The organism is Leucobacter sp. WKLB1 (genome assembly GCF_059696215.1).
In genome coordinates this window covers 2,360,856-2,387,605 of sequence record NZ_AP046115.1, presented here as the reverse complement: position 1 = coordinate 2,387,605, position 26,750 = coordinate 2,360,856, and the positions used below count along the sequence as shown (strand labels likewise).

Annotated in this window: 26 protein-coding genes and 1 tRNA gene; 13 read left to right on the top strand and 14 right to left on the bottom strand. The window is 67.5% G+C overall.

What is annotated here, in order from left to right; genetic code table 11:
- Positions 1-14 precede the first annotated feature (14 nt).
- From ACZF5Y_RS10870 to ACZF5Y_RS10855, 4 genes are read right to left on the bottom strand one after another with little or no spacing between them, the layout of a single operon-like run.
- The gene (locus ACZF5Y_RS10870) at positions 15-1,286 is read right to left on the bottom strand and encodes an ABC transporter permease (RefSeq protein ID WP_497532666.1); all 1,272 of its coding nucleotides are present in this window, start codon (positions 1,284-1,286) and stop codon (positions 15-17) included.
- Positions 1,286-2,179 (bottom strand): ABC transporter ATP-binding protein, encoded by an 894-nt coding sequence (locus tag ACZF5Y_RS10865; protein WP_497532665.1) that lies wholly within the window; start codon positions 2,177-2,179, stop codon positions 1,286-1,288. Before ACZF5Y_RS10865 ends, ACZF5Y_RS10870 begins: the two co-directional genes overlap by 1 nt.
- Positions 2,176-3,750, bottom strand: a complete 1,575-nt coding sequence (locus ACZF5Y_RS10860) for a hypothetical protein (protein WP_497532664.1) — start codon at positions 3,748-3,750, stop codon at positions 2,176-2,178. Before ACZF5Y_RS10860 ends, ACZF5Y_RS10865 begins: the two co-directional genes overlap by 4 nt.
- Before the next feature lie 4 nt (positions 3,751-3,754).
- A complete protein-coding gene (locus ACZF5Y_RS10855) occupies positions 3,755-4,828 on the bottom strand; it encodes a hypothetical protein (protein WP_497532663.1) in 1,074 nt (357 codons plus the stop codon).
- Between the two features lie 177 nt (positions 4,829-5,005).
- Between ACZF5Y_RS10855 and ACZF5Y_RS10850 the strand changes: the two genes are divergently transcribed.
- From ACZF5Y_RS10850 to ACZF5Y_RS10840, 3 genes are all read left to right on the top strand, one after another.
- Positions 5,006-5,620, top strand: a complete 615-nt coding sequence (locus ACZF5Y_RS10850; protein ID WP_497532662.1) for a hypothetical protein — start codon at positions 5,006-5,008, stop codon at positions 5,618-5,620.
- 125 nt (positions 5,621-5,745) lie between these two features.
- Positions 5,746-6,495: a YcnI family copper-binding membrane protein gene (locus ACZF5Y_RS10845; protein ID WP_497532661.1), complete on the top strand. Its 750-nt coding sequence runs from the start codon at positions 5,746-5,748 to the stop codon at positions 6,493-6,495.
- On the top strand, positions 6,492-7,106 hold the full coding sequence (locus ACZF5Y_RS10840; RefSeq protein ID WP_497532660.1) for a copper resistance CopC family protein: 615 nt from the start codon (positions 6,492-6,494) through the stop codon (positions 7,104-7,106). Before ACZF5Y_RS10845 ends, ACZF5Y_RS10840 begins: the two co-directional genes overlap by 4 nt.
- A 99-nt stretch (positions 7,107-7,205) precedes the next feature.
- Here ACZF5Y_RS10840 and ACZF5Y_RS10835 read toward each other — a convergent pair whose 3' ends face one another.
- On the bottom strand, positions 7,206-8,246 hold the full coding sequence (locus ACZF5Y_RS10835; protein ID WP_497532659.1) for a GTP-binding protein: 1,041 nt from the start codon (positions 8,244-8,246) through the stop codon (positions 7,206-7,208).
- A 90-nt stretch (positions 8,247-8,336) separates the two neighbouring features.
- Between ACZF5Y_RS10835 and ykgO the strand changes: the two genes are divergently transcribed.
- Positions 8,337-8,459: a type B 50S ribosomal protein L36 gene (ykgO, locus tag ACZF5Y_RS10830; protein WP_053388021.1), complete on the top strand. Its 123-nt coding sequence runs from the start codon at positions 8,337-8,339 to the stop codon at positions 8,457-8,459.
- A gap of 16 nt (positions 8,460-8,475) precedes the next feature.
- Here ykgO and ACZF5Y_RS10825 read toward each other — a convergent pair whose 3' ends face one another.
- The 4 genes from ACZF5Y_RS10825 to ACZF5Y_RS10810 form a co-directional block, all read right to left on the bottom strand.
- Positions 8,476-10,014, bottom strand: a complete 1,539-nt coding sequence (locus ACZF5Y_RS10825) for a hypothetical protein (RefSeq protein WP_497532658.1) — start codon at positions 10,012-10,014, stop codon at positions 8,476-8,478.
- Complete coding sequence (locus tag ACZF5Y_RS10820; RefSeq protein ID WP_497532657.1) at positions 10,004-10,795, bottom strand: TIGR03943 family putative permease subunit; 792 nt, start codon at positions 10,793-10,795, stop codon at positions 10,004-10,006. The genes ACZF5Y_RS10825 and ACZF5Y_RS10820 overlap by 11 nt, the downstream gene beginning before the upstream one ends.
- Positions 10,785-11,789, bottom strand: a complete 1,005-nt coding sequence (locus ACZF5Y_RS10815; protein ID WP_497532656.1) for a permease — start codon at positions 11,787-11,789, stop codon at positions 10,785-10,787. The genes ACZF5Y_RS10820 and ACZF5Y_RS10815 overlap by 11 nt, the downstream gene beginning before the upstream one ends.
- A gap of 83 nt (positions 11,790-11,872) precedes the next feature.
- Positions 11,873-12,277 (bottom strand): Fur family transcriptional regulator, encoded by a 405-nt coding sequence (locus ACZF5Y_RS10810; protein WP_497532655.1) that lies wholly within the window; start codon positions 12,275-12,277, stop codon positions 11,873-11,875.
- Between the two features lie 176 nt (positions 12,278-12,453).
- Here ACZF5Y_RS10810 and ACZF5Y_RS10805 point away from each other — a divergent pair, with 176 nt between their 5' ends.
- The 5 genes from ACZF5Y_RS10805 (at position 12,454) to gap (ending at position 18,987) form a co-directional block, all read left to right on the top strand.
- Complete coding sequence (locus ACZF5Y_RS10805) at positions 12,454-12,942, top strand: type III secretion system chaperone family protein (protein ID WP_497532654.1); 489 nt, start codon at positions 12,454-12,456, stop codon at positions 12,940-12,942.
- Between the two features lie 9 nt (positions 12,943-12,951).
- Positions 12,952-14,853: an HSP90 family protein gene (locus tag ACZF5Y_RS10800; RefSeq protein WP_497532653.1), complete on the top strand. Its 1,902-nt coding sequence runs from the start codon at positions 12,952-12,954 to the stop codon at positions 14,851-14,853.
- Entirely contained in the window at positions 14,850-16,832 is a 1,983-nt protein-coding gene (locus ACZF5Y_RS10795; protein ID WP_497532652.1) for a hypothetical protein, read from the top strand. Before ACZF5Y_RS10800 ends, ACZF5Y_RS10795 begins: the two co-directional genes overlap by 4 nt.
- A 52-nt stretch (positions 16,833-16,884) precedes the next feature.
- The gene (locus ACZF5Y_RS10790; protein ID WP_497532651.1) at positions 16,885-17,826 is read left to right on the top strand and encodes a GlxA family transcriptional regulator; all 942 of its coding nucleotides are present in this window, start codon (positions 16,885-16,887) and stop codon (positions 17,824-17,826) included.
- Positions 17,827-17,985: 159 nt separating this feature from the next.
- Entirely contained in the window at positions 17,986-18,987 is a 1,002-nt protein-coding gene (gap, locus tag ACZF5Y_RS10785; protein WP_497532650.1) for a type I glyceraldehyde-3-phosphate dehydrogenase, read from the top strand.
- 116 nt (positions 18,988-19,103) lie between these two features.
- On the opposite strand, the gene ACZF5Y_RS10780 is transcribed toward gap, so the two are convergent.
- From ACZF5Y_RS10780 to ACZF5Y_RS10760, 5 genes are all read right to left on the bottom strand, one after another.
- The gene (locus tag ACZF5Y_RS10780; RefSeq protein ID WP_497532649.1) at positions 19,104-19,514 is read right to left on the bottom strand and encodes a DUF3054 domain-containing protein; all 411 of its coding nucleotides are present in this window, start codon (positions 19,512-19,514) and stop codon (positions 19,104-19,106) included.
- Positions 19,511-20,320, bottom strand: a complete 810-nt coding sequence (locus tag ACZF5Y_RS10775; RefSeq protein WP_497532648.1) for an inositol monophosphatase family protein — start codon at positions 20,318-20,320, stop codon at positions 19,511-19,513. Before ACZF5Y_RS10775 ends, ACZF5Y_RS10780 begins: the two co-directional genes overlap by 4 nt.
- Positions 20,321-20,391: 71 nt before the next feature.
- Positions 20,392-20,464 (bottom strand) — tRNA-Lys (locus tag ACZF5Y_RS10770).
- Between the two features lie 87 nt (positions 20,465-20,551).
- A complete protein-coding gene (nhaA, locus tag ACZF5Y_RS10765; RefSeq protein WP_497532647.1) occupies positions 20,552-21,793 on the bottom strand; it encodes a Na+/H+ antiporter NhaA in 1,242 nt (413 codons plus the stop codon).
- Positions 21,794-21,886: 93 nt separating this feature from the next.
- Entirely contained in the window at positions 21,887-22,096 is a 210-nt protein-coding gene (locus tag ACZF5Y_RS10760; RefSeq protein ID WP_053353461.1) for a hypothetical protein, read from the bottom strand.
- Positions 22,097-22,260: 164 nt separating this feature from the next.
- Here ACZF5Y_RS10760 and ACZF5Y_RS10755 point away from each other — a divergent pair, with 164 nt between their 5' ends.
- From ACZF5Y_RS10755 to ilvN, 4 genes are all read left to right on the top strand, one after another.
- Positions 22,261-22,497: a hypothetical protein gene (locus ACZF5Y_RS10755; protein WP_053353460.1), complete on the top strand. Its 237-nt coding sequence runs from the start codon at positions 22,261-22,263 to the stop codon at positions 22,495-22,497.
- A gap of 147 nt (positions 22,498-22,644) precedes the next feature.
- Entirely contained in the window at positions 22,645-24,339 is a 1,695-nt protein-coding gene (gene ilvD / locus ACZF5Y_RS10750; RefSeq protein WP_497532646.1) for a dihydroxy-acid dehydratase, read from the top strand.
- A gap of 92 nt (positions 24,340-24,431) precedes the next feature.
- Positions 24,432-26,228 (top strand): acetolactate synthase large subunit, encoded by a 1,797-nt coding sequence (locus tag ACZF5Y_RS10745; protein WP_497532645.1) that lies wholly within the window; start codon positions 24,432-24,434, stop codon positions 26,226-26,228.
- Between the two features lie 2 nt (positions 26,229-26,230).
- Positions 26,231-26,740 (top strand): acetolactate synthase small subunit, encoded by a 510-nt coding sequence (gene ilvN, locus ACZF5Y_RS10740; RefSeq protein WP_053353457.1) that lies wholly within the window; start codon positions 26,231-26,233, stop codon positions 26,738-26,740.
- The last annotated feature ends 10 nt before the right edge of the window (positions 26,741-26,750 follow it).

The following is a 26,750-nucleotide window of genomic DNA, read 5'->3' as shown; positions in this document are numbered from 1 at the left end:
CAGCGGGGCCGGGGTCAGCCGTCGCGGAGCGCATCGACGGGTTCGATGCGCGCGGCCTTGATCGCGGGGTAGCCGCCGGCGGCGAGTCCCACGAGTGCGCCGACGGCGACCCCGACCGGCGCGGCCCACGGTGCGATGACCGGCGTCCACTGCTGCACCAGGCACACGCCGATCAGGGCGAAGAGCCCGACCACCACACCCATGAGTCCGCCGAGCACACCGGTGGTCAGCGATTCGAACATGAACTGCCAGGCGATGTCGCGCGTGCGCGCGCCGAGGGCACGGCGCAGGCCGATCTCTCCGCGACGCTCTGACACGGAGAGCAGGGTGACATTGGCGATGCCGATGCCGCCGCCGATGAGTGCGACGATACCGATCGCCAGGAAGAGCACATTCACGTCGGCCTGCACACCCTGGCGCAGCGCGCTCGACGACGACGGTGCGCCGATCTTGAAACCGTCGGGTGAGTTCGGATTGAGGGCGATCGGAGCCTGATGCGCGACGACCTCGCCGGCACCCAGGTCGATGCGGATGTCGAGGCTCTCGGCGGAAGCGACTCCGAGTTCATCGCGCCCCGTCGAGATGGGCACGATCACTGAGTCGAGCAGCGGCTTCCGAGTGCCCACGGCGTCGAGTATGCCGAGGACGGTATACGAGTGATCGTCGATGAAGACGGCCGGCTGCCCGGTGACGCGGTTCACCCCGAGTCGCTCAGCAGCTCCAGCGCCCAGCACCGCGACCCGGTCCGTGCGATTGTCGTGCCCGGCGTCGAAGAAGCGCCCGGTCTGCAACCGGCCGTCGACGGTTTCGAGGAGTTCGGGGGAGGCGGCGATCACTGCGGGAGACGCCTGCTGCGCGGCGGAGGGATCTTGCACCTGCACCGCGTCGACCTTCGGCGCCCGGGCGGGTTTGGCGACGAGCGCCGCGTACTCGACTCCGGCGAGGTCTGAGACCCGCTCGACGGAATCCCACGGCAGTGACGCTGTCGCGCGATCTTTCCCGTTGGCGGCTTTCGTGGACCCCGGCTCCACGGTGACGCGGGTCGCGGAGAGCGCGTCGAACTGCTGGGCGATCTGGCCCGCGGCAGTCTGTGCGAATCCGATGGTCGCGACGAGCGAAGCGATGCCGAGCACGGTGCCGATCAGGGTGATGATGAGACGCGACGGGCGCGCCCCGACCCCCTCAAGCGTTTCTCGCAGCAGGTCTCGGCCCGAAATTCCGGTGTTCACTCGTCGCTGCCACGGAACTCGAGGCCGTGCCGCCCAGACGCTGATGCGCTGCCGCACTACTCGGCCTCCGAGAGTACGCCGTCGTGCATACGGACGCGTCGGTGCGCGGCCGCTGCGACGTGCGCATCGTGGGTGATCATCACAATGGTGAGTCCGTCGGCGCTGAGATCGGAGAAGAGGCTCAGGATCGCCTGGGAGTTCCCGCGGTCGAGGTTGCCGGTGGGCTCGTCTGCGAGCAGGAGGCGCGGCGACGTGCTCACGGCCCGGGCGATGGCGACGCGCTGGCGTTCGCCGCCCGAGAGGGTATTGGGAAAGAAGTCGACGCGATGCGAGAGCCCGACTCGCTCGAGCGCCGCACGCGCCAGCGGCTCGCGCTCCACGCGTGACAGTCCGGCGTAGGTACCCGCGAGCATCGTGTTCTCGAGCACGGTGCGCGTGGGCATGAGGTGGAACGACTGGAAGACGAAGCCGATAGCGCTGGCGCGCAGAGCGGCGCGGGCGTCTTCCCCAAGATCGCCGACGTCGATGCCCTCGAAGCGGAAGTCGCCGGTGCTCGGGCGATCCAGCAATCCCAGGGTGTTGAGCATGGTCGATTTGCCCGAGCCCGACGGGCCGATAATCGCGAGGTAGTCGCCGCGACCGACGCTGAGCGTGACGCCGCGGAGCGCGTTCACCGGGGGCGGTCCGGGGAAGAATCGGGTGACGTCGTCAAGTGCGATGAGCGGTCCGGCGAAGTCGGGATCGCCGGCGCCGAGCGCGCCCGCGTCGACGCTCGCGGTCGCCTCGTGGGCGTGCTGACGTGCGCGGCGTCGCGCGGCTCGCACGGTTCGGCGATCCTGCGCCCGTGGGCGGCCAGGTGCGGGCGTGGGATCACCGAGCGATGCATCAGCGATCGCCTCGTCGGTCGACACTCCCGAGGGTTCCGCGAGCAGGCGCGTCAGCTCGCTCACCGGCCGACCACGACCTTCACGCCCGACGCGATGCGCCGGTCGTCGCTGGAGATTTCGACATACCCGTCTGCGGCGAGTCCGGCGGTGACGTTGATGAGTTCGGTCTCGGCATCGGCACCATCGCGAAGATCGACGAGGAGCTCGACGCGATCTTGCCCGCCCGAGCCCGACGACAGCGCCGCAATCGGCACCGCGAGCACGTCGCCGTCGGTGCTCGCAACGGGAACGCGCACGCGCACGTTGGTGCCCCGCAGCGCCTCGATCTGGTCGCTCGTGAGGTCGCTCGGGGCGAAGTGCACCGTGTAGCGCGACGAGGTGTCAGCGTCGCCTCCTGAACCGGGAGAGCCTCCACTGTCGCTGCCGCTGGTCTCGCCGTCACCGCCGTTCGCGGAACCGCCGCTGCGCTTCTTGGGAGCTTCGATGCTCGCCACCGTCGCTTGGATGTCGGCGCCGTCGGGGCCGGGAAAGGTCGCGACAGCGCCCTCCACGAGCAGTTCAGCGTCTTGCGCGGAAATCGTGCCGACAATGGTGAGTGTTGCGCCCGACACGCTCATGGGTGAACCTGAGAGCACGTCGCCGCGAGACACGGAGACGTCGTCGACGCGTCGCGGCAGGTCGCTGAGAAACAGCACCTCGCTCGACGGAAGCGTGGGGAGCACGCGCTCCTGAGCGGTCGCGAGCTCGTCCTGCGCGTCCGAGAGCAGATCGTTTGCGGAGGTCACCGCAGCTTGTTCCGCGAGCAGATCGGCGGCAGCGGCTCCGACTTCGGCGGCCTCGTTCGCTGCGTCACGGGCCTGATTCAATGCCGACTGCGCCTGGGCGAGTGACACGTTGGCATCCCGCACCGCGCGTTCGGCGTTCTGGAGCGCGTCTACCGCCTCGTCGCCGCCGGTAGCGGGGGCATACCCGATCTGGTCGTAGACGGCACCGACGGCTGCCGCCGTGTCCCACTCGAACGTGTCGTTGCCGAGGTCTCCGGCGGCATACCCGAGCGAGCCCAGCGCGGACTTCAGCTGCACGACGTCAGGACCGCGCATACCGACGCTCAGGCTGCGATATGCCGGAAGCTCCCCGGGAAGCACGATGACCGGCCGCCCGGCAATCTCGAGAGCGATGCTGCCGGACTGGAGCACCGCGCCCACCTCGGGTACGTGCCCGGTAATCACCGGTCGATCGCCGGCCGCCCCCGAGTCGATGGCGACGGCGACTGCATCGGCGTAGGTCACCTCGCCGCGTGTGACGACCGTGTTCTCGATGCTGCGCTCCTCGATGGGCGCGGTGATCGGGCCGGCCTCGGGTGCCGCCGTGCGAGCAGCGACCTCGGTGGGGGACACGATGAACTGCATCACGCCGATGCCGACCAACAACGAGATCACGGCGACGCCGGCGATCAGCGCGACGAGGCGGGTGCCGGCCCAAGCTCGACGCGCACGACCGACGACCGGCTGATCCGGCTGGTCGCTGCGCTCAGTCACCTGCGCAGGAGACCCCTCAATGTTCAGGGGCGTCTCAGAGGTCTCGGAGGCGCGCTCGGCCCCGGCGCGACTGCGGCGCACGAATCCCCAACCCACGGGCTTACTTCTTGACGCCGTACTGCGCGACGAGGGCATCGAGCTCGGAGCGGTGCTCGTCGATGAACTCCTGCTCCGCGGCAAAGGTGAGCTTCTGCAGCTTCTGGTCGTAGTCGACCTGCTTCTTGCACGTCGCGTCGCCTACCGCGACCTCGATCTCGCGCTTCTTGAACGCTGCCAGCTGCTCCTGATCAGGCTCGGAGTATTCGTCTTCACCGCCCCCGGAGTACAGCGCATTGCTCTCCTCCGAAACCTCTTGGGCAGCCGTGTTCGGCGACGTGAACTCATCGATGCCGCGGTCGGCCATGCACGACGCCCACTGCTGATCGAGATCGGCGACCTCGGGTGCATTCGCTTCCTCACTGTAGAAAGGTTCGTACACCGCGTTCATCGCTTCGAAGAGCTCCGCGAACTGCGGGTCTTCGTATGCCGCCTGCGATCCGCCCTGCGTGTCTTGGAGCTCGTGCTGAGCGGCACCCTGGCACCCGGCGGTCTTCCAGTCGTATTCGTAACTACCGTCTTCATCGAGCGCGGATTCGTCTTGCGGGCCGTACAGGGTTTCGTAGAAGGCTTCGCGCTCAGATTCGCTGAGTGATTCGAGATAGGTGCCGTTGGGATCGACGTACTCCTCCACGTCTTCCTCCGCTTCGTCATCACCCGGCCAGGAGGTGATGCCGTAGCCGTACTGTTCGGCGAACTCAAGGGAACCCCATTCAGGTTCGTCGCCGTCGGTATCGGAGCTGTACATGACGCTGCCGCTGTTCGTGCTGGGCTGGTATTCGAAACCCTCCTTCGTCATGCACTCGGCGATCAGGGCTTCCGACTTCGCGTTCTGCTCGTCGAGTTTCTCTTGCGTGAATTCGTTCTCGTCGTAGAGTGCCGACAGATACTGCTGCAGTGGGCCAACAGCCTCGTCTTCGGGTGACGCATCGGATGCTCCGCCCGTGCATCCACTCAGCAGCATCGCGGCGGCGACCGCGAGCGTCGATGCAGCGGTGAACCGGATACGGGTGCGGGGTGTGGCGTTGTGCATGCGCATGGGAACCTCGGTTTCGGGGCGTGCGGGGCCTGGAGACATGCCCGGCAGTATCGACACTCGGCCGATGGGATTTTGGATGATCCTCCCACTTTAGATGCGCCGTCGGCCGAAATGCGAGTGCACCGCTGTTGCGAGTCGGTTCGGATTTCGGATATTGACCCGCTTGGCGTGCGTGCTCGCAACGCGAGCGGATCGTCGCCCGGGTAGGATCGGAGCGTGGAATCGACACGGGGCGAGCGAGCAGGCCGAGGCCTGATCGCTGCGGGCGTCGCAACGTTCGTTGCCGCGTTCTCGCACTCGCTCGCCGACGGGAGCCCGGCCCCGCTGCTCGGCGTGCTGCTGGCGCTCGTCTTCGCGGCCCCGGTCTGCGTTGCGCTCGCGGGTCGATCGCTCTCGTGGGTGCGTCTCTCGATTGCCGTCGGCGCCAGCCAGTTCGCCTTCCACGGGTTGCTCCTCGTCGGTCTCGGCGAGGGGTCATTCGGGTGGCCGGCGTCCGGAGGCGCGCATCTGCACGCGACGGCAGCGGCGATGACCTCGTCGGGAGCATCGCCCGCGCTCGAGGCTGTTGCGCACACCGCGCACGCCACTCCGGCGATGTGGATCGCGCACGTCTGCGCCGCCGTCATCACGGTGCTCGCCCTCGGGGTGGGGGAGCGCACGGTTGTGGCGATCCTCGGGCTCGTGCGCCTTGCGCGCGTCTCGGCTCTGTTGCAGTGGAGCCCGCGAGCCTTCGGCGATCCCGAACCCATCCCGGAGACCTGGCGCCTGAGCATGCCACGGCTCGCGGTGCTCACGGTGATGCGTCTGCGAGGGCCGCCCGTCGCGGCGTAACCCTCCCAGCACATCACTCGCGTGACGGCCGTTCGCCGCCGCGGAGCTCTGCCCGTACCGCGCATCGCGCGGGGGCGGAGCCTGTGGTCGCCGCCGCGCACCCTCAACATCACCGGAGTTATTCCATGTCTCAGCACACCCGTACCCAGTTCTTCGTCCGCACCCTGTCGGGCATCGCCGCGGGCGCCGTTCTCGCCGTCGCCGCTCCGCTGGCGGCATCGGCTCACGTGACCGTCACCCCTGACCAGGTCGAGTCGGGCGGATGGTCGTACCTCACCTTCCGCGCGCCGACCGAGTCGGAGACGGCGAGCACCACCAAGCTCGAATTCCATCTGCCCGAAGACACCCCGTTCTCGCATGTTTCGTACCAGCCCGTGGCAGGCTGGTCGGCGACGATCGATGACGAGCAACTGCCGAAGCCGGTCGAGGTGCTCGGCAACACCATCAGCGAGGCCCCGGTGACCGTGACCTACACGGCGGATGGCGCCGGCATCGAGCCCGGCCAGGTGCAGATGTTTACGCTGTCGGTCGGCCCGATCGCCGACACCGGCCACATCGTTATCCCGGTCACCCAGACCTACAGCGACGGCTCGGTTGTCGAGTGGCAGGCGACCCCTGAAGAAGTCGCGGCTGACGACACGCTCGAGCCCGCCCCCGTGCTCTGGGTGAATGATGCCCCGCCGGCTGACGATCACCACGCGAGCGGTGCCGCAGCGGGCGACCACGACACGGCAGCCACTGAAACGGAGACCGCAGCGGCGACGGATTCGAGCGGCGTGACGCTCGGTCTGAGCATCGCCGCACTCGTGATCGCCGCCGGAGGCGCCCTGCTCGGTGCCCTCGCTCTGGCGCGCGCCCGCAAGGCGTCGGCGTGACGCTCGCGCACCGCATTCGGCTCGCAGCGGCGGGCGCGCTCGTCGCGCTCGTCGCGGTGCCCGCAGTGGCGACGGCGGCGTTCGCACACGACAGTCTCGTGAGCGCGGACCCGCTCGCGGGCACCACCGTCGAGTCGCTCGACAGCATCACCCTGCAGTTCAACAACTCACCGCTCGGCCTCGATGGCAGCAACCTGGTGCAGGTGATCGGCCCAGACGGCAAGTACTACGAGACCGGGTGCCCCACACTCGCCGGCCCCGTCGTCACCGCCCCCATCGCGTTGGGTGCAGCTGGCGAGTATCAGGTCGAGTGGCGGGTGGTCTCATCCGACGGGCATCCCATCTCCGAGGAGTACACGTTCACCTACGCGCCCCAGGCGGGGGCAGAGGCCTCCACAGGGTCTGAGACGCCACAGTGTGGCACGGCCGCCGGATCGCCCGGCGATGCGGCGAACTCCGCCCCCGCCGGCGGTGACACGGCCGACGAGCGCGTCGCCGAGACCCGGAGCCCCGTGAGCGGGCTCGGCATCGGCATCGGGGTCGGCGGGTTCGCCGTGGTTGCGATTGCGGCTGCGGCCTGGTTCATCCTGAGGAAGCCCCGTGGCGAGTAGCGGCGTGTAGCGACGCGTGCTGGCGCCCCAGTCGTGAAGCTTGGGGTGCCGCCGCAGGGCGCGGAGTGAGCCGGGCGGTGCCGACCAGCGCCGCCCGGCTTACTCGTGCGCGTCGTCAGCAGTTGCCCACTCGGGGAACGGGTCGGGAAGCGCGAGCCACGCCTCGGGCCCGGCCTCGAACTCGGCGTCGGTGAGGGCGGCCTCGTCGAGTGCAGAGCCGAGCCCGTCGCGGTCAAGGTCGATGCCGATGAATGCGAGGTCTTGGCCGATCGCGAGCAGCTCGGCGTCGACGCCGACTCCACTGCCGAGCGGTTCGAACGAGATGACGCGCCCGACGTGATCCCAGCTCGCGACGGTGGCAGGTCGGGTCGCTAATCGGCAGAACCCTGCGGAGCGCGCGACCGTGCCGAACTCGCCCGGTTCGATGCGCTGGTCGAGCACCTGTTGCAGACGCCCGGGGTGCAGAGGGCGCTCGTGGGTGTAGCGGAACCCGCAGACGCGCGGGTCGGTCATGTGCGGATCGAATTCGCCGTTGAGAAGCGCGATCCACCCCGCGCCGTCCTGCCTAGCAGTGAGGGCATGCGTTGCCCCGTCGGCGATCGATGCCGCCCCGCCATCGAGGGAGCCGCCTCCCTGCCGGAGACTGAGTCGTGCTCGAGGCGCGAGATGATTCGCGAGGGCCATGAGCCTGGAGAGATCGGGTGTCGAGAGTGTCTCCCAGTTCACGAGCACGATGTGCGAGGCGAATTCGACCTGCGTGACCAGCAGTTCGGAGCGCGCGACGTGCAGCGCGCTGCCTCGCACACGCACATAGTCGTCGCGCATCAAGTCGGTGAGCAGGTGACTGGCGTCGACGACGCAGACGACGCGGGTGAGGCGCAGGTCGTCGGGCTCTGACGAGAACGCGCCGATGAGTTCGGTGGACCGGATGTCGGCGGGCAACTCGACCACGACGCTGCCTCCGGAACCGGCCCACGGGGCGAGCGCGATGGCCTCGCGAATCGGATCCATGGCGACCGCGAGGCGAGCCGCTGACAGGAGCATGGCGCGATCGCGCTCGGCCATGCGTGAGGCGTAGGCGCGGCGTTCAGGCACGCAGGCGCCGACGATGGCGATGACGGGGATGTGGTGCTCGGTCATATGAGCCTCCGAAGGTGTGGGGTGCGGCAGTACATTGTTGTGCTTCCACTATAATGATAATTCTTATCAATAAGGACCGGAGCATCGCACATGAAAGTTCGCGCGTCACTGAAGTCGCTCAAGCAGCAACCGGGAGCTCAAGTCGTACGGCGGCGAGGTCGGGTGTACGTCATCAACAAGCAGAATCCCCGGTTCAAGGGGCGTCAGGGCTGAGTCAGAGTCGGTGGGCTCAGCGGCACCAGTCGCTGAGCCCACCGATCACCGAGCGCACGGTCTCGCCTGTCGTGAGGCGCACGTAGTTCGTCGTCGTATGCGAGTACCCGCCCGTGACCGGCACCTCATCGGGGGCTCCCTCGCGCGACACCGCCTCGACCGCGGCGAATTCGCCATTCGGGGAGACACAGACCCGCCCCACACCCGTATCGCCGGCGGCGGGACTGTATACGAGCGTGCTGCCGATCGGTGCGGGGTCGTCGGGTTGGGTGGTGCCGGAGGCGGCGCCGTCGCTCGCGAGTCGAAGCAACTGACCGCCCGACGCGAGGCTGCCATTGCCGAGCAGCGACCCCGCCGATCGTGGATCGACCCGCACCGCGTCGGTCGCGAGGGCGACGCTCTGGCTTCCCGCTGGCGCGGCGGACGAGGCCCCGGTGCGCACAAGCGCGCTGTGCGTGTCGAGCGGAAGCGTGGCGTTCGGATCGCCCGCACCGTGATCGATGGGGGTTGCCGGCGGTGCGCCCGCGAACGTTCCGGTCACAATGCTCGAGAGGTCGAGGAGCACGTCGCCCGACTCCGTCGCTACTGCGAGGTTCGTACTCCCGGGTGCGAAGCCGAGGAGGTCACCGGTGACCCCCAGATCGAAGCTGCGCGGCGTCGGAGCTGCCTCCCAGCCATGCAGGCGCTTATCGGGGGTCTGGAATACGAGCGAGGTGGTGCCGGGGATGAATCGCCAGTCACGAACCGGCAGCGCGGCGCCGGTGTCGTCGGTCACTGTCGACACGATGATGGCTTGTGGATCGATGATGAGGAGCGTGCGGTCGTAGTGCGTGCCGTCTTCGCCGACGCCGGATCCGACCATTCCGAGGACCCCGCCGTCGGGTTCACTGCGCAACTGGCCGAGGTCCGCGAGACCCATGATGCGGAACGGTTGGTCGCTCGCGCCGCTGCCAGGGTTCGCGTGCGGTCCGTGGACGGTGAGTTCTGCGCTTCCGGTGTCATCGCGTGTGATGACCGCGAGGCCGGTCGCGACCTGCGCGTACTCCTGGATGTTCTGCGCGGCGAAGGCAGTGCGCGTGGCCGTGGCATCATGCACGCGATGCTCGAGCAGGCGATCCTCTGTCTCTCCGCGCACCAGCGTGTACGTCAGTGGATCCGGCGTGCGAAATGCTGCCTCGACGGTGCCTGAGCTCCCTGTCGCGACTCCCGTCACGGATGCTGAGATGCGGTATTCCGTGTCGATCTCGAGCATGCCTGTGAACCGCAGTGTGATGGTACCGCCGTTCGTCGAGACCTCGAACGGGGCGGCGGGCGTCACGGAGACGGCGGTGGCCTCCATCTCGGTGACCGGTTGACTGAGGTGAAGCTGTACCCGTTGGGCGGTGCGCGACACCAGCAGATCGGTGTTGGCATCGGTCGACTGCAGTCGCGGTGCCTGGAGGAGGTTGGCGATCGCGAGACCCGACGCGAGCAGCACCAGGATCGCGAACACCGCGATTGCGGTGACGCGAGCGCGCCGCCGTGCACCGGCCTCGAACCCTCGTTCAGTAGACATACGGATCATCCGGCTCTGCGATCGCGGTCACCGAGTAGGGGCGCAGCACGACCGGCTGGTCGCTCGTCACGTCGGGGTTCGGCACGAATGCACCCTCGACCTCGACCCACGACCCCGCCGGGTGATCCTGCGCCCACCCGGGTGCGAGTACCGGCACGCCGAGCGGCTGGGCATCGACGGCGCAACACGACACGACAAAGCGTGAGGCGTAGAACAGGTCCGCTTGCGAATCGGGGCCGGCGAGCACGAACCCGATGAATCGTGCGGTGCGCCCCTCGGCCTCGGCGCCGCCGTTCTGGCGCAGCAGCATGGCCCAGTCGCGAGCATCCCGATCTTCATCGGCGGCATTCATATCGGCAGTGCCGCCGCCTCCGCCCGCGTTGACCTCCCGCTGCTGCGCGGTCGCTGCCGAGAGCGTGGTGGGTGGAGCGATGAGCAGCGCGGCGGCGGTACCGCCCACCAGCAGTGCGGCACCGGTGGTGTGTATGAGGCGGCGTGCCGTGCGGCGGGGCGCTGGGGCTGCGGGATCGCCGTGCGTGTGCGGCTCATCGTGCGCCGGCCCGTGCGCGTGTTCGTGCTGATCTCGTGCCCGCCGTACCACGGGCACGGCGGCGATGAGAGCGATCGCGGCGATGGCACTCAGCGACACGGTGAACCACAGATAGCGGGGGTGCACGTACCAACTCAATCGCCCAGTGGCGGCGAGCCAGGCCACGGCGGCGATCCCGATTCCGCTGAGCAGCAGGCCGCGCCAGTACTTCGCGAAGCGATCAGGCGACAAGATTGAGCCCCCATCCGGTGACGAGGCAGCAGAGGGCGACCAGCGCTGTCACGAGTACCAGCGTGCGCGCCGTGAACGTGGTGCGCAGCAGAGCCAGCATCTTGACGTCCATCATTGCTCCGAAGAGCAGAAATGCGACGATGCTGCCGGGCAGGAACGTGGTGCTCAGCGAAAGGATGAAAAATGCATCCACGCTCGAGCAGATCGCGATGACGAATGCCAGAAGCATGAGCGCGAGCACCGACCAGAGCGGGTGCGCGCCGAGGGTCACGAGGAGGTCGCGCGGAGCTCCGACCTGAATCGCGCCGGCGATCGCCGAGCCGATGATGAGCGCAGGCATGAGTGCGCTGGTCTCTTCTGCGATGCCGAGGAGGCTGCGCTGCCAGCGGCTGCCGCGCTGGTGTTCGTCGCCGTGCTCGCAGTGCGCCCTGAACTCGCGTGTCAGTGCGGACGCGGGATTCGATGAGCGGCTGAGGAGCCATCCCGCGAGGTTGGCAATGACGAACCCGCCGATGATGCGGGCGGCGAGAATTCCGTCGCTCCAGCCGAACGCCTGATAGGTCGTGATGATCGTGACCGGGTTCAGTACGGGGGCGGCGAGGAGAAAGGTCACGGCTTCCGGCACCGAGAATCCGCGCAGCATGAGCCCGCGGGCCAGGGGCACGTTGCCGCACTCGCATACCGGGAGCAGGATGCCGGTTACCGAGAGGACGGCTCGCCGCAGCGCTGGCGTGCGGGGGAGCAGTCGATCGATGAGTCGCTGCGGCACCCACACCTGCACCGCGGTCGAGAGCAGGATGCCGAGGAACACGAACGGCAGCGACTCGATAAACACGCTCAGCGCGAGTGTCACGAAGTCGGCGATCGCGGTGGGCAGCGCGAGGGCGGCTCCGGCACGATCGGTCAGCGCGCGGACTCCGATCGCGGCGAGCAGCGCGGCGGCAGCGATGGCGATGGGGATGACGTTGCGCGGGCGTGTGGCGGTCAGGTGCATGCCGCCTCCATACTTTCCGAGCGCAGCGGCATGGTTGTGCCACGGGTCACGGGAGATCGATAATCGTTCTCAGTATAAGTGGACTACGAGCGCCCCGCGGAACGGCACTCCGCACAGATGCCGAAGACCTCGAGCGTGTGCGAATGGATCTCGAAATCGTGCGTACGCGCCACCGAGGTGAACCACGCTTCATCGGGAGGCTCGATCTCGATCGTCGTACCGCAGCTCGTGCACACCATGTGGTGGTGATGCGTCTGCGGATCATCGCACGCCCGGTACAACTGGCCGTCGGGAGTCGAAATCGCGTCGGCTTCCTGATTGTCGACCAGCGTATTCAACTGTCGGTACACCGTGGCGATACCGATCTTCAGGCCGTCATCGGCGAGGCGACGATGGAGCTCCTGGGCTGAGATGAATCCGGCCATGGATTCGAGCGCCGTGCGCACCGCAGTTCCCTGCGTCGTGCGCCGGGTGCGAATGGTCGTCACGGTGAAACTCCCGGGGGTCGATGGTCGTCTCCGATGCTAGCAGCGGCGTGTCGAGCGCGGGTGACGCCGCCAGCGAACGAAGACGGCGTGCGGAAATGGTTGGAGTCCGCCTTCGCCCCTTTCGAGCGTGGGTCGCGGTCGATAATCTGGACAAACGACCGAAAGGACATTCGCGCATGGGTTTCTTCACCAAGGACACGGCACCCGCGGGCGGCGCAGCAGGCGCCATGGCTCCACTCTCGAAAGATCGCATCAAGGCTGCCCTGGAGGCCGCCGGCTGGTCGTACAGTGTCGACGGCGACGGCGATATCGGGGGCGGTTGGGAGTACGGCTCGTTCTTCTTCTTCGTGAACGGCAACCATGACGAACTGCTGTGCGTGCGCGGATACTGGCGCGGCCGACTCGAGGAGACCGACTACTTGCGGGCATTGGAGCTCGCGAACGAGTGGAACGCGGAAAAGCTCTGGCCCAAGACTTATATCGGTCGCGACGACGAGGGCGCCGTGCGCGTCAACACCGAGCACAACGTCGACTACGAGCCCGGTCTGACCGATGAGCAGCTTGCGCAGCACTTGCTCTGCACCGTCAACACCAGCATGGCATTCTTCGAACGCGTCAACGAGGTCTTTCCCGAAGCCTGGGCGAAGTTCAAACCCGAAGACTGATCGCCAACTGTGGACCAGCGTTTTCAAGTCGACCTTGCCGGAATGGTCGACCTCCTCTCCCGGCATCTCTATTCGGGGCCGCAGGTGTACCTGCGCGAACTCATCCAGAACGCGGTCGACGCGGTGACGGCTCGGCGCGAGCTGGACACCGGCGCGCCCGCGACGATCCGACTTCGCACGTCTATCGATGACGACGGACGTGCGCACCTCGAGATCGCCGACACCGGAATCGGGCTGACGGCCGACGAGGCCGCCGAACTGCTTGCGACGATCGGGCGATCATCGAAGCGCGATCCCGTGCTCGGTCTGGGCCGAGACGCGTTTATCGGCCAGTTCGGCATCGGCATGCTCGCGGCCTTCATGGTGGCAGACCGAATCGTCGTGCACTCACGCTCTGCGAGTGGAACCGAGTCGATGCGATGGGAAGGGCGAGCCGACGGCACCTTCACGGTCGCCGTCGAGCTCGCGGGCGCGGGCAGCGGGGAGACCGGTCCCGGATTCACCGAGACCGGATCGACCGTGAGACTCACGGCCCGAGCCGACGCTGCCCACTGGTTGGCGAACGAAACGGTGGTCGGGCTGGCCGCCGAGTTCGCCTCGCTGCTGCCGTTCGACGTCGCCGTCGAAGTGCCAGTGACGGCGACCGAACGCGCGTGGCGCAGGATCACTCAGGCCGAGCTTCCCTGGCGGGCGGCGCACGAGACGACGACGGCCCGCTCGCGAGCGCTCGCCGAGTACTGCGAGCGGGTGTTCGGCTTCACGCCACTCGGGCATATCGACCTCGACGTGCCGCTCGCCGGCACGACCGGGGTCGCGTTCATCCTGCCCCAAGCCGTTTCGCCTGGCGCCGGACAGCACCGCGTATATATGAAACGCATGCTGCTCGGGCCCCGTGTCGACCGGGTGCTGCCCGAATGGGCATTCTTCGTGCGCGCGGTGATCGACTCGGATGCGCTCTCACCGACCGCCTCCCGCGAACACCTCCACGACGACGAGATCCTGCTCGGCGTGCGCGAGTCGCTCGGCGCGCAGCTGAAGCAGTGGGCGACGCTCACCCTGCGTCAGCCCGGCGACGCGATGAGTCGGTTCATCGAAACCCACCACCTCGCGCTCCGCGCGCTCGCGGTCACCGACCCCGACATGCTCGCGCTCGTCGCTGAGGTATTGCCATTCGAGACGAGTGATGGGCCGATGACGCTCTCCGGCGCCGCGTCCCATGGAGAGATCGTCTACACGGCGACTCCCGAGGCCTATCGCCGCGTGGCCGCGGTCGCACGCGCTCAAGAGCTCGTCGTGGTGAATGCCGGCTACGTGTACGACGCCGACATCATGGAGCGGTTGGGGCGCCTCGACGGCTGGGCGGTCCGCGAACTCGACAGCGCCGATCTGGTGCAGGTGCTCGGCGTGCCCGCCGTCGACCGCGAGCTCGCCGTGGCCGATGCGGTCGCCCGCGCGCGCGACCTGCTCGAAGACGACGACTGCGATGTGCTCGTGCGCACCTTCGCACCCGACACCGTTCCCGCGATTCTGCTGCGTGATTCCGACGGCGAGCACCGGCGAGCTCTCGATCGTGAGCGTCGGGCGACACCCGATCTTTGGGGTGGGCTGCTCGACGCCTTCGCCGAGACGAACGCGGGAACGCGGCGCACCCGCACGCTGGTGTTGAACGACGCGTCGCCCGTCGCACGCCGACTCTTGGCAGCGCCCGGCAACGCGGTGTTCGCTGCCGGGCTGCGCTCCCTGTATCTCTCGGCGGTCATGCTCGCCGGTGAAGGCCTGCGAGCGAGTGAATCGGCATCGCTGTCGGATGCGCTTGGCGTGCTGCTCGATGCGTCACTCACTGGCGCATCCGATCGTGACGCGGGGCTGCCGCACCCCTCTGATCCCCGCAGACCGGAGGACCCCCGATGACGATCGATCAGCAACTCCTCGATCTGCGAGATCTTCCGTACGGCGTTGCGCGTACCGCCGCGACCGAAGCGATCGCCCGTCGCGTTGAAACCGAGGGGCCGCGCGAGCATCTAGCGATGGCGTTACTCGAACTCGTCGAGGCGTACACCTTCACCGATGAGGGCGCGAAGTCGTTTGTGGTCTTCGCTCAGCTGCTGCGGCTCTGGGACAAATCGCCCGAACTCTTCGACGCAGCCGACGAGCGCAACCTCTTCTGGGAGTTCAAATGGATCGCCGCCGATGTGCCCGAGTACCCCCAGATCTCACACGAGCAAGCGGCCGCCTTTCTCGACGACATGCAACGGCGCTTCGAACTCGCAGGGCACGGGCTGTCATCGGTGCGCATGAGCCGATTCCGGTGGGCTTGGCACGTCGGCGATCCCGAAGCCGAGTCGGCCCGCATCGACTGGGTCACCGGTATGCGCGACGAGTTCGAAGACTGCGTGGCCTGCACAATTGGTCAACAGGTCGATTTCTTCGCCGAGACCGGCCGCCCCGCAGAAGCCGTGGCACTCGGGCTCACGCAGGAGTTCGAGTGCAATCTTGAGCCGGCCCGCACCCGGTACGCCGTCGCGCTTGCCGCATTGGAGGTCGGCGATGCCGAACTCGCCGCCCGATCGGCCGGCGACGCGCTCGCCGCAGACGACGGAGGGGCGACCGACTTCGGGCCGGCACGGGGCAAACTCTTCGCCACACTCGCGCGGGGCGGGGACCTCGACCGTGCACTCCGAGTGCTGCGCAACGAGCACGTCGCGCTGCTGCGGGGAGGTTCGAGCCCGCTCTTCCGCTTGCGGTTTCTCCTCGGGGTGCTCGCCGGGCTCTCGGCCCGCCACGATCAGGGAGATACGGAGACCGGTTTGCGCGACCCGGAATGGCGGACGGTCGCAGATCTGCACACCTGGGTGCATCGGGAGAGCACCGCGCTCGCCGACCTTTTGGATCCGCGCAATGGCAATCACTACTACGCCGATGCGATCGCGGCGGCGCTCGCGACTCAGCCCAGCGCGTTGCACTTGCCGACGAGCGGGCAGCCCGTGCCGGTCGCTAACGGTCCCGCCGGCGAACGATCGGCGGAGACGGATGTCACGCGCACTGCGAGGTCGGAGGTGCGTGCCGAAGCCGATGCGGTCTGGGCGTCGGGAGAAGCCACCTTTGCCGCTGCGGAACACGCCGCCGGTCAGCGCGATCACGGTGCCGCAGCTCGAGCCTATGCGCGAGCCGCGGAGCTGTTTGAAACGGAGGGGTGGCTGGAGCGCGCCGGGTTCGCGCACGCGGAAGCCGCGCAGTGCGCTGCCCTGTCAGGCGCCGACCCCGACGCCCACCGCCGATTCGCCGCAGCGATTCCGCGTCTGCGAATGGGGGGAGCCGACCCAGATGCGATCGTCGCGGTGCTCGCGGCCTGGGCCCCTGTGGCGTCACGCATGTCCGACCCCGAGATGCATGTGCGCGAGGTGGCGGCTGAACTCGATCGCATGATCGCGTTCGACGCCGGAGACACTGCGGAGGCGTTGGCCGAGCGGCAGCGCGACGCGTGGAGTGCACGGCGCGCGACGCTCAGAGACACGCTCGCCCGCTCGATCGCGGCTGCGCCGCCGGAGGCTGTCGCGGGCCTGCGAATCTCACCGGACGCGACCAAAGCAGACCGCGACCTCACCGTCGGGCGGGCGATCGTGGAAGCGCTGCTCGCGGGGGAGGAGTTTGCGACACTCGGCCGTCTCGTCGACGCCGCGCATGCGTTCTGGCTCGCCGGCCGCCTGCAACGCGACCAGGGCGACACTGCCGATGCGATCTGGTCGCTCGAATCCGCATTCGAAGGCTTCACGCTGGCCCGGCAGAAGCCTGATCGGGCCCGCGCTGCTGGCGAACTTCTCGAACTGCTGCGGGCCTCGGGGCAGGAGGCGCGCGCCGAGGCGATCGTCGAGGCGCTCGCAACCGGCTGATGCGGGTCGCGGAGTGTGATGCGTCGTCGGCCGCAGCGGTAGGCTGGTGCGTATGAAACGGGTCGCCGTGGTGGTGCTCGAAGGCGCCAAGCCGATGGATGTCGGGATCCCTGCGCAGGTCTTCACGCACCGCGCGAGTATGCCCTACACCGTCGACGTCTGCGGGGTGCACCCGGGATTGATCGCCGGCGGCGACGGGCTCTCCTACCACGTCGATCATGGTCTGGAAGCACTGGAGACTGCCGACCTCATCTTCGTTCCCGGGTATCGGTTCCCGGATCGCGATGCGCCTCCCGCCGAGCTCACCGCCGCACTCGGCGCCGCTCATGAGCGCGGTGCGATCCTCGCCGCCATCTCGACCGGGGCGTTCGCGCTCGCCGCGACGGGCCTGCTCGACGGGCGTCGCGCGACGACGCATTGGCACTATGCGCGCCGGCTCGCGGAGCAGTTTCCGGAAGTGCGCGTGGACGAGCGGGTGCTGTTCGTCGATGAAGGGTCGGTACTCACCTCCGCCGGGGCCGCCTCGGGCATCGACCTCTGTCTGCATCTGTTGCGCCGAGACGCGGGTATGGCGGTGGCGAATCACGCGGCGCGACGCCTGGTCGCTGCGCCGTACCGCAGCGGGGGGCAAGCCCAGTACCTGCCGCACAGCGTTCCCGAGTCGCACGGCGAACGCTTCACGCAGACCCGCGAGTGGGCGCTCAGGCACCTGGGGTACCCGCTCACCATTTCACGGCTCGCCGCGCACGCGCGGGTGTCGGAGCGCACGTTCTCACGACGCTTCCTCGACGAAACGGGATACACCCCGATGCAGTGGATCATGCGGGCGCGCGTCGACCGGGCCCGTGAACTTCTCGAAGAGACCGACCTCGGGGTCGACGAGATCTCGGCGAGCGTCGGATTGGGGTCGGCGACGAACCTGCGTCGCCACTTCCGCCAGGTGCTCGGCACTGCCCCGACGGCGTATCGGCGCACGTTCTCGCAAAGCTCCTGAGACGTGTCCGGGGTGATTTCCGGGGTGTTTCCCACGCATGTCACATCATGGCAGCTTTCGTTCGAATGATGGCATTGCGGCCACTGGCGTGGACGCTGCCGAGCGGCCACTCTGGAAATGGTTCATCATGCACGTCATTGTGAAGGAGATCGTGAAGCCATGACCCGTCGGGTAGCAATCAACGGATTCGGACGCATCGGGCGCGGAGTACTGCGCGCACTGCTGCAGCAGGGGAGCGACCTGGAGGTCGTCGCCATCAACGATCTGACCGATGCGCCCACGCTGGCGCACCTGCTGGCACGCGACACCCTGTACGGCAAGCTCGAGCAGCCCGTCTCGGTCGACGGCAGCACGCTCGTCGTCGGCGATCGTCGCATTGAGATCCTCGCCGAGCGCGACCCCGCCAAGCTGCCCTGGGGTGAGCTCGGCGTCGACGTCGTGCTCGAATCCACCGGCTTCTTTACCTCCCAGGAAGGCGCGAACAAGCACATCGAGGCGGGCGCGAAGCGCGTGCTCGTCAGCGCCCCGGCGAAGGGCGCCGACCTGACCATCGTCGTCGGCGTGAACGATGACCTCTATGACCCCGAGCAGCACCGCATCGTGTCGAACGCATCGTGCACCACGAACGCTCTCGCGCCCCTCGCCAAGGTGCTCGACGACCTCGCCGGCATCGAGTGGGGCACCATGATGACGGTGCACGCCTACACGCAGGACCAGCGTCTGCAAGACGCCCCCCACTCAGATCTGCGCCGTGCACGCGCCGCCGCACTCAACATCGTGCCGACGTCGACCGGTGCGGCGACCGCGATCGGCCTCGTGCTGCCGCAGCTCGACGGCAAGCTCGTCGGCGGCTCGCTCCGCGTGCCGGTTCCGGTCGGCTCAATCGTCGAGCTCACTGCAGTGGTGTCGCGCGAGGTCACTCGTGACGAGGTACTCGCGGCCTACCGCGCCGCTGCAGACGGCCCGCTCGCCGGAGTGCTCGAGTACTCGGAAGAGCCGCTCGTCTCGTCTGACATCGTGGCGAACCCGCACTCCTCGATCTTCGATTCGGAGCTCACCTACGCCGACGGCAAGCACGTCAAGGTGACCGCCTGGTACGACAACGAATGGGGCTTCTCGAACCGCGCCGCTCAGGTGCTCGGAACGCTCGCCGCGTCGTAACCAACTGTAGAGAACGACCCCGCCCCGGACGTACCCTGGGCGGGGTCGTTCTGCATGCGCTCGCCCGCCCTTCTGCTCGGTTGCGCAAGCGTGCGCGGCTCCGTCGGGAGGCGCGGTTATGCGGCGCGGCGTCGCAGACGGAGCGCCAGAGCCGCGATTGCGCGCCAGCCGAGTACGAAGACGGCGAGCGTGACCGTCGCGACGATGATGAACGCCGGGGCAACACTTGCACGGGTCGCGGCGCGGAGCAGCATGCCGATTACGACCGTGCCGATCCACAACGGTACTCCGGCTCGCAGCACGGAAAGGGGGTGCCGCGCGACGCGCAGCGCCAGCCACGTGATCGCAAGGCCGACAAGAAACGGCCAGGCGGTGTTGAAGAGGCCGATCAGTGACGCCTCGCGCTCGTGACTGCTGCGACCGATGCCGGCGAACAGCAGCACGAACGCGATGTCGGCGCAGAGCGCAAGCATCACGGTACGGGTGAGGGAGCGCTGTGCGTCGGCCGGGTGCACTGTCGAGCTCATTGCGACTCCTGCTTCGACGTTCTGGCGACGTGCTCGAGCACCGCATCGTGCAAGGCGCCGTTGGTCGCGAGTGCGCTGCCGTTCCAGGCGCTCGACGCACCGTCGATGTCGGTGAAGCGGCCTCCGGCCTCTCGCACGATGGGCACCAGCGCGGCGAGGTCGTAGGGCTTCACATCGAACTCGGCAACGATGTCGACGAGGCCTTCCGCGAGCAGCATGTAAGACCACATGTCACCGTAGGCGCGGTCGCGCCAGACCGCGCGGGTGAGCGAGATCAACGGCTCGAGATACCCCGCAAGATCCCACTGCTCAATGCTCTGGAAGCTGAGGGAGGCGTGTTCGAGGTCGGAGACGCCCGAAACGCGCAACGGGCGCGGCGTCTCGCCCTGACGCTGCCCCCAGGCGCCCGATCCGGTCTCGGCCCACCAGCGTGCGCCGAAGCCCGGCGCTGACACGACGCCGACTGTCGGCTGACCAGCCACCTCAAGTGCGATCAGCGTCGCCCAGTTGGGAACACCGCGAAGGAAGTTCGACGTTCCATCGATCGGGTCGATGATCCATTGTCGTTCACCGCCGTCGACGACGCCCGATTCTTCACCGAAGAACCCGTCTGCGGGTCGGTCCGTCTGAATGCGTGCGCGCAGTGCCGCTTCGACGGCCGTATCGGCGTCGGTCACGAACGTGCGGTCGGGTTTCGTGTCGATCGTGAGATCTGCGGCCTGAAACCGGGGAAGCGCGATACTGTCGGCGAGGTCTGCGAGTGCGAGCGCGAACTCGAGATCGGCTGAGGGGGCGTGAGTGGTCATGGCGCCTGCCTTCCGGGGCCGGTGGCGGATATGCGAAAAGCCCGGTAGCAACTACCAGGCTTTTCGATTTGTGCGCCCTCACGGGCTCGAACCGTGGACCCGCTGATTAAGAGTCAGCTGCTCTACCAACTGAGCTAAAGGCGCATTTTCGCTGATTCAGAACGTGATTCCCGCGCTGAGCAACGGATGAAACTCTAGCACGGGGTTCACGCGCCGTTCAAATCGACGTCGTCATCCCGCGCGCGTCGCGCGCCGCGGGCGGTAGAGCAGTGCGGTCGCGAATGCGACGGCGACTAGCGAACCCACCATGACGGCGAGTCTCGCGGTATCTGCGTCGCTCGGATCGGGCAGGCTCAACTCGGTCACGAGCAACGAGACGGTGAAGCCGACACCGGCTAGGGCAGCGACACCGATCAGCTCCCGCCACCGAACGGCGGCGTCGAGCTCGGCGCGGGTGAAACGCGTGACGAGCCAGGTCGTGGCGGCAATGCCGACGGGCTTGCCGACCACGAGGCCGAGCATGACGCCGATCGCAATCGGGTCGGCAGGGAAGCGTGAAGCGCCACCGAGCGCAACGCCGGCGGCGAAGAACGCGAACACGGGAACGGCGAACCCGGTCGACAGCGGACGAATGCCGTGCTCGAGCGATTCAGCCAGGGCTGCGCCACGACGGCCTCGCACGGGGATGAGGAAGGCGAGGAGCACGCCGGCGATGGTGGCGTGGATGCCCGAGGCAAGGACCAACGCCCACACGATGACGCCGACGGGGAGGAGCGCCACCCAGGGCAACCAGGGCAGTCGCACCAGCTGGGGTGCGAACCGGTGCGCGATCCAGCCGAATACCGTGAGGGGGACGAGGGCGACGAGAAGCGGCAGGAAGCTGAGCTGCTGTGTGTACACGATGGCGATGATGAGGATCGCGATGAGGTCGTCGACCACAGCCAGTGTCAGCAGGAAGAGGCGCAGAGCCGGAGGGACTCCCGGGGCGATCACCCCGAGCACCGCAACAGCGAAGGCGATGTCGGTGGCGGTCGGGATCGCCCACCCGTGCAGGCCGCCGCTCTGGGCATTGACCGCGGCGTACACGAGAGCGGGCACGACCACGCCCCCGACTGCCGCCGCGACAGGAACGACGGCCGTCGAGATGCGGCGCAATTCTCCGGCGACGAACTCGCGCTTGAGCTCGAGACCGACGATGAAGAAGAAGATCGCGAGGAGCCCGTCGGACGCCCAGTGGCCGATGCTGAGATCGATGCCGATCGCCGGAATGCCGATATGGGCATCTCGCAGTGCGCGATAGGCGTCACCTGCGGGGGAGTTGGCTGCAAGAAAGCCGAGCGCCGCAGCGACGACGACGATCGCACCGCCGATGGACTCGGTGCGCAGGAGCCTGCCGAGTCGGGATGCCTCTCGTCGGCTCAGCGCAGCGAGAACGGTGCGGCGGCGTGCGGGAGGGGATGCGGGTGAGGTCACGGTTGGCCTTTCCGAGTGGAGACGACTGTATCAATCGTCGACCAGGCTTCCCGACTCACCACCGCCCATTCTACAGCGAGCGGCTGCGCGACGTCACTCCGTGTCGGAGTCGTGCGCGAATTCGTCGTCACGCTCCTGCATGGCGACGCTGGCGACAGCGAGCGCGAGCCCGGCGATCCAGACTCCCCAGACGAGAAAACGGCGCCAGTCCTTGCGCATGGACTGCGTGCGGCGTGCCGTGCTGACGGCGCCGAACGCGGCTCCGAGTACTCCGGGGTTGGTGACGTACTTGCCGATCGACACGGTGACTCCCTCGAATTCGGTACTGTGACTGCTTCAGCCTATCGTTCGGGTCACGGGCGACGAGGGGGTTGCGGTAGCCTGGGGGCACGAGATTCCGCGCGCGCGGAACCCCACCCTGAGCGGCCGCGATGCGGGCGCCGAGCCACGATAAAGGAGAAGCCAGCATGGCGAAGGAGAACGGCGCACTGTTCGAGGAGAGCTCGCAGGGTGCAGTGAGCGCAGTCACCGGCATCATCTTCATTCTCTCGATCGTGCTCGCTTTCGGCGGGTTCATCGTGATGAGCTACGGGGTGAACCCAGAACTGGGTGCGGCTGAGATCTGGACGTTCGTGGCCGGTCTCGCAGCGACCATCCTCGGCTTCGCGCTGCCGTTCACGCTGCTGCCCGCTACCGGCAAATAACCGACGCGCACGAACGGGGCCGGGGAGCGATCGCTCCCTCAGGCCCCGTTCGTCGTTTTCCGCGGTTGCGGATCGGGTGGCGCTGGGCGCGTGTCGGGGTCGTGACCCCGCGCCTGCGCGGCATGCTGGTGCCTCTAGAATGGCGGCATGGCAGAGATTGACATGAAGCCGCGCAGTCGCGACGTCACCGATGGAATCGAGAAGGCTGCGGCGCGAGGCATGCTCCGTGCGGTCGGCATGGGAGACGAAGACTGGGACAAGCCTCAGATCGGTATCGCGAGCTCGTGGAACGAGATCACTCCCTGCAACCTGAGCCTCGACCGCTTGGCCCAGGGCGCCAAGGAGGGCGTGCACTCGGGTGGCGGGTACCCGCTGCAGTTCGGCACCATCTCGGTATCCGATGGTATTTCCATGGGCCACGAGGGTATGCACTTCTCGCTGGTATCGCGCGAAGTCATTGCCGACTCCGTGGAGACCGTCATGATGGCGGAGCGCCTTGATGGTTCGGTGCTCCTCGCGGGGTGCGACAAATCGCTGCCCGGCATGCTGATGGCCGCTGCGCGTCTCGATCTGGCCTCGGTGTTTTTGTACGCCGGCTCCATTGCCCCCGGTTGGGTGAAGCTCACCGACGGCACGGAGAAGGAAGTCACGATCATCGACGCCTTCGAGGCCGTCGGCGCCTGCAAGGCGGGCACGATGAGCGAGGAAGACCTGAAGCGCATCGAGTGCGCGATCGCTCCGGGCGAGGGAGCCTGCGGCGGCATGTACACCGCGAACACCATGGCCTCGATCGCCGAGGCGCTCGGCATGAGCTTGCCTGGCTCGGCCGCTCCGCCCAGTGCTGATCGCCGCCGCGACTACTTCGCGCACCGCTCCGGCGAAGCCGTGGTGAACATGCTGCGTCTCGGTATCACCGCGCGCGACATTCTCACGAAGAAGGCGTTCGAGAACGCGATCACGCTGCTCATGGCCTACGGCGGGTCCACGAACGCCGTGCTGCACCTGCTCGCGATTGCCCGTGAAGCCGAGGTCGACCTGACGCTGGAAGACTTCAACCGGATCGGTTCGAAGGTGCCGCACCTCGCCGACATGAAGCCGTTCGGCAAGTTCGTGATGGCCGACATTGATCGCCAGGGCGGCGTGCCCGTCGTACTGAAGGCACTGCTCGATGCTGGCCTGCTGCACGGCGACGCACTCACGGTCACGGGCAAGACCATGGCCGAGAATCTCGCCGAGCTGAACCCCGACCCGATCGACGGCACGGTGATCCATCACCTTGACGATCCGATTCACGCGACGGGCGGCCTCTCGATCCTGCACGGTTCACTGGCGCCCGAGGGCGCCGTCGTGAAGACCGCGGGCTTCGACGCCGAACTGTTCGAGGGCCCGGCCCGGGTGTTCGACCGTGAGCGAGCCGCCATGGACGCACTGACCGAGGGGCGCATCGGCAAGGGCGACATTGTCGTGATCCGCTATGAAGGGCCCAAGGGTGGCCCCGGTATGCGTGAGATGCTCGCCATCACCGCGGCCATCAAGGGTGCGGGTCTCGGTAAAGATGTACTACTATTGACGGACGGGCGATTCTCAGGCGGCACAACCGGCCTGTGCATCGGCCACATTGCACCTGAGGCAACGGACGGCGGTCCGATTGCCCTGGTTCGCGACGGAGACCTGATTCGGGTCGATATCGCCGCACGAACGCTCGATCTGCTGGTAGACCCCTCCGAGCTTGAGGCCCGCCGAGAAAACTGGGCCCCGCTTCCTCCGCGGTACACGCGCGGTGTGCTGGCGAAGTACGCCAAGCTCGTCAAGTCGGCGTCTCACGGCGCCGTCACCGGCTGATCTGAGTCGGTCGACGTGCGCGCGATTCGCTCACGTCGACCGGCTGCACCAGCCGCGTACCGCGACATCACCTCCGATCACGAAAGCTGGACATGACCTCGGAATCGAGTGCACTCCCATCACCGTCCGCCGCGCAACGCGGCGAGCGGATGACCGGCGCACAGGCCGTCGTTCGCAGTCTCGAAGCCCTCGGAATATCCGATGTCTTCGGGCTGCCGGGCGGTGCCGTGCTGCCGCTGTACGACGCGCTGATGAGCGCGGAAAAGCTGAACCACATCCTCGTTCGTCACGAGCAGGGGGCGGGTCACGCTGCTGAAGGCTTCGCGAGTGCGAGCAACACCGTCGGTGTGTGCATCGCCACCTCCGGGCCCGGCGCAACGAACCTGGTCACCGCGATCGCCGACGCCTACATGGATTCAGTGCCGCTCCTCGCGATCACCGGCCAGGTGTTCTCGCACCTCATGGGTACTGACGCATTCCAGGAAGCCGACATCGTCGGCATCACGATGCCGATCACGAAGCACTCGTTCCTGGTGAAGCGCCCCGAAGACGTTCCGGAAGCGATCGCCGCCGCGTACCACCTCGCATCGACGGGGCGCCCCGGGCCGGTACTGGTTGACATCACGAAAGACGCGCAGGAGGGGGAGCTCGACTTCGTCTGGGACCCGCGCGTCGATCTGGCGGGCTACCGTCCGATCACGAAGGCGAACAGCAAGCAGATCCAGGCCGCAGCCGATCTCATCGCCGACGCGAAGCGACCCGTGTTCTACGTGGGCGGCGGTGTCGTGCGCGCCGGAGCGGCCGAGGAGCTCAAGCAGCTCGTCGAGCTCGTCGGGGCGCCGGTCGTGACGACGCTCATGGCGCGCGGCGTCTTCCCGGACTCGCACCCGCAGCACCTGGGCATGCCCGGGATGCACGGAACGGTGCCCGCGGTGCTGGCGCTCCAGGAAGCCGACCTGCTCATCACGCTCGGCGCGCGATTCGACGATCGTGTCACGGGCCGCGCTGCACTGTTCGCCCCCGAGGCGAAGGTGATCCACGCCGACATCGATCCCGCCGAGATCGGCAAGATTCGCGCCGCCGATGTGCCGATCGTGGGCGACGCGGCAGAGGTGATCGCCGACCTGATCGCAGCGATGACCACGGCGCAGGTGAGCCGCGAGTGCGCGAACATCGGTACCTGGTGGGAGCGTCTGCGCGGGCTGCAGCAGCAGTTCCCGCTCGGGTACCAGGAGACGAGCGACGGGCTGCTGTCTCCGCAGCACGTGATCCAGCGCATCGGCGAGCTCACGGGCCCCGAGGGAATCTACGCCGCGGGCGTCGGCCAGCACCAGATGTGGGCCGCGCAGTTCATCAAGTACGAGCGCCCCGGCGCGTGGCTGAACTCGGGCGGTGCGGGCACCATGGGGTACTCCGTGCCCGCCGCGATGGGGGCCAAGGTCGCCGAGCCCGACCGGGTGGTCTGGGCGATCGACGGCGACGGCTGCTTCCAGATGACCAATCAGGAGCTCGCGACGTGCGTCGTGAACAACATTCCGATCAAGGTCGCGGTCATCAACAACTCGTCGCTCGGCATGGTGCGGCAGTGGCAGACGCTCATCTACGACGGCCGCTACTCCAACACCGAGCTCAACACGGGCCACGGTTCGTCGCGCGTGCCCGATTTCGTGAAGCTCGGCGAAGCCTACGGCTGCCTGGCGATCCGCGTCGAGCGCGAAGACCAGGTCGATGAGGCGATCCAGCTCGCCCTCGCGACCAACGATCGGCCGGTGCTCATCGACTTCGTCGTGAGCGCGGACGCCATGGTGTGGCCGATGGTGCGCCAGGGCACGTCGAACAGCGACATTCAATACGCGTTGGAGCACAGCCCCGAGTGGGAGGGAGAGTAACCATGAGTCGTCACGTTCTCAGCCTCCTCGTCGAGGACAAGCCGGGTCTGCTGACCCGGGTCGCCGGGCTGTTCGCCCGACGCGGATTCAATATCGAGTCGCTGGCCGTCGGCCCGACGGAGATGCGCGGCCTGTCACGCATCACGGTCGTCGTCGATCAAGACGACATCCTGCTCGAGCAGGTCACCAAGCAGCTCAACAAGCTCGTCAACGTGATCAAGATCGTCGAACTCGAAGCCGGCACATCGGTGCAGCGCGAGCACGTGCTCATCAAGGTGCGGGCCGACAACCAGTCGCGTTCGCACGTGCTCGAAGCCGTCAACCTGTTCCGCGCTCGCGTCGTCGATGTCGTGCCCGACGCGCTGACGATCGAGGTGACCGGAGACCGGGGCAAGATCGAGGCCTTCCTGAAGGTGCTCGAACCCTACGGCATCAAGGAGATCGCCCAGTCGGGGCTCATCGCCATGGGCCGTGGCGCGAAATCGATCACCGAGCGCGTCTTCAAGAACTAGCGGAACCCCG

Excerpts from the sequence above, each read along its gene's own strand:
- ACZF5Y_RS10855 (WP_497532663.1), bottom strand. The coding sequence starts at position 4,828 with ATGTCTCCAGGCCCCGCACGCCCCGAAACCGAGGTTCCCATGCGCATG.
- ACZF5Y_RS10845 (WP_497532661.1), top strand. The coding sequence starts at position 5,746 with ATGTCTCAGCACACCCGTACCCAGTTCTTCGTCCGCACCCTGTCGGGC.
- ACZF5Y_RS10835 (WP_497532659.1), bottom strand. The coding sequence starts at position 8,246 with ATGACCGAGCACCACATCCCCGTCATCGCCATCGTCGGCGCCTGCGTG.
- ykgO (WP_053388021.1), top strand. The coding sequence starts at position 8,337 with ATGAAAGTTCGCGCGTCACTGAAGTCGCTCAAGCAGCAACCGGGAGCT.
- ACZF5Y_RS10825 (WP_497532658.1), bottom strand. The coding sequence starts at position 10,014 with ATGTCTACTGAACGAGGGTTCGAGGCCGGTGCACGGCGGCGCGCTCGC.
- ACZF5Y_RS10815 (WP_497532656.1), bottom strand. The coding sequence starts at position 11,789 with ATGCACCTGACCGCCACACGCCCGCGCAACGTCATCCCCATCGCCATC.
- ACZF5Y_RS10805 (WP_497532654.1), top strand. The coding sequence starts at position 12,454 with ATGGGTTTCTTCACCAAGGACACGGCACCCGCGGGCGGCGCAGCAGGC.
- ACZF5Y_RS10795 (WP_497532652.1), top strand. The coding sequence starts at position 14,850 with ATGACGATCGATCAGCAACTCCTCGATCTGCGAGATCTTCCGTACGGC.
- ACZF5Y_RS10790 (WP_497532651.1), top strand. The coding sequence starts at position 16,885 with ATGAAACGGGTCGCCGTGGTGGTGCTCGAAGGCGCCAAGCCGATGGAT.
- gap (WP_497532650.1), top strand. The coding sequence starts at position 17,986 with ATGACCCGTCGGGTAGCAATCAACGGATTCGGACGCATCGGGCGCGGA.
- ACZF5Y_RS10780 (WP_497532649.1), bottom strand. The coding sequence starts at position 19,514 with ATGAGCTCGACAGTGCACCCGGCCGACGCACAGCGCTCCCTCACCCGT.
- ACZF5Y_RS10775 (WP_497532648.1), bottom strand. The coding sequence starts at position 20,320 with ATGACCACTCACGCCCCCTCAGCCGATCTCGAGTTCGCGCTCGCACTC.
- ACZF5Y_RS10755 (WP_053353460.1), top strand. The coding sequence starts at position 22,261 with ATGGCGAAGGAGAACGGCGCACTGTTCGAGGAGAGCTCGCAGGGTGCA.
- ilvD (WP_497532646.1), top strand. The coding sequence starts at position 22,645 with ATGGCAGAGATTGACATGAAGCCGCGCAGTCGCGACGTCACCGATGGA.
- ACZF5Y_RS10745 (WP_497532645.1), top strand. The coding sequence starts at position 24,432 with ATGACCTCGGAATCGAGTGCACTCCCATCACCGTCCGCCGCGCAACGC.
- ilvN (WP_053353457.1), top strand. The coding sequence starts at position 26,231 with ATGAGTCGTCACGTTCTCAGCCTCCTCGTCGAGGACAAGCCGGGTCTG.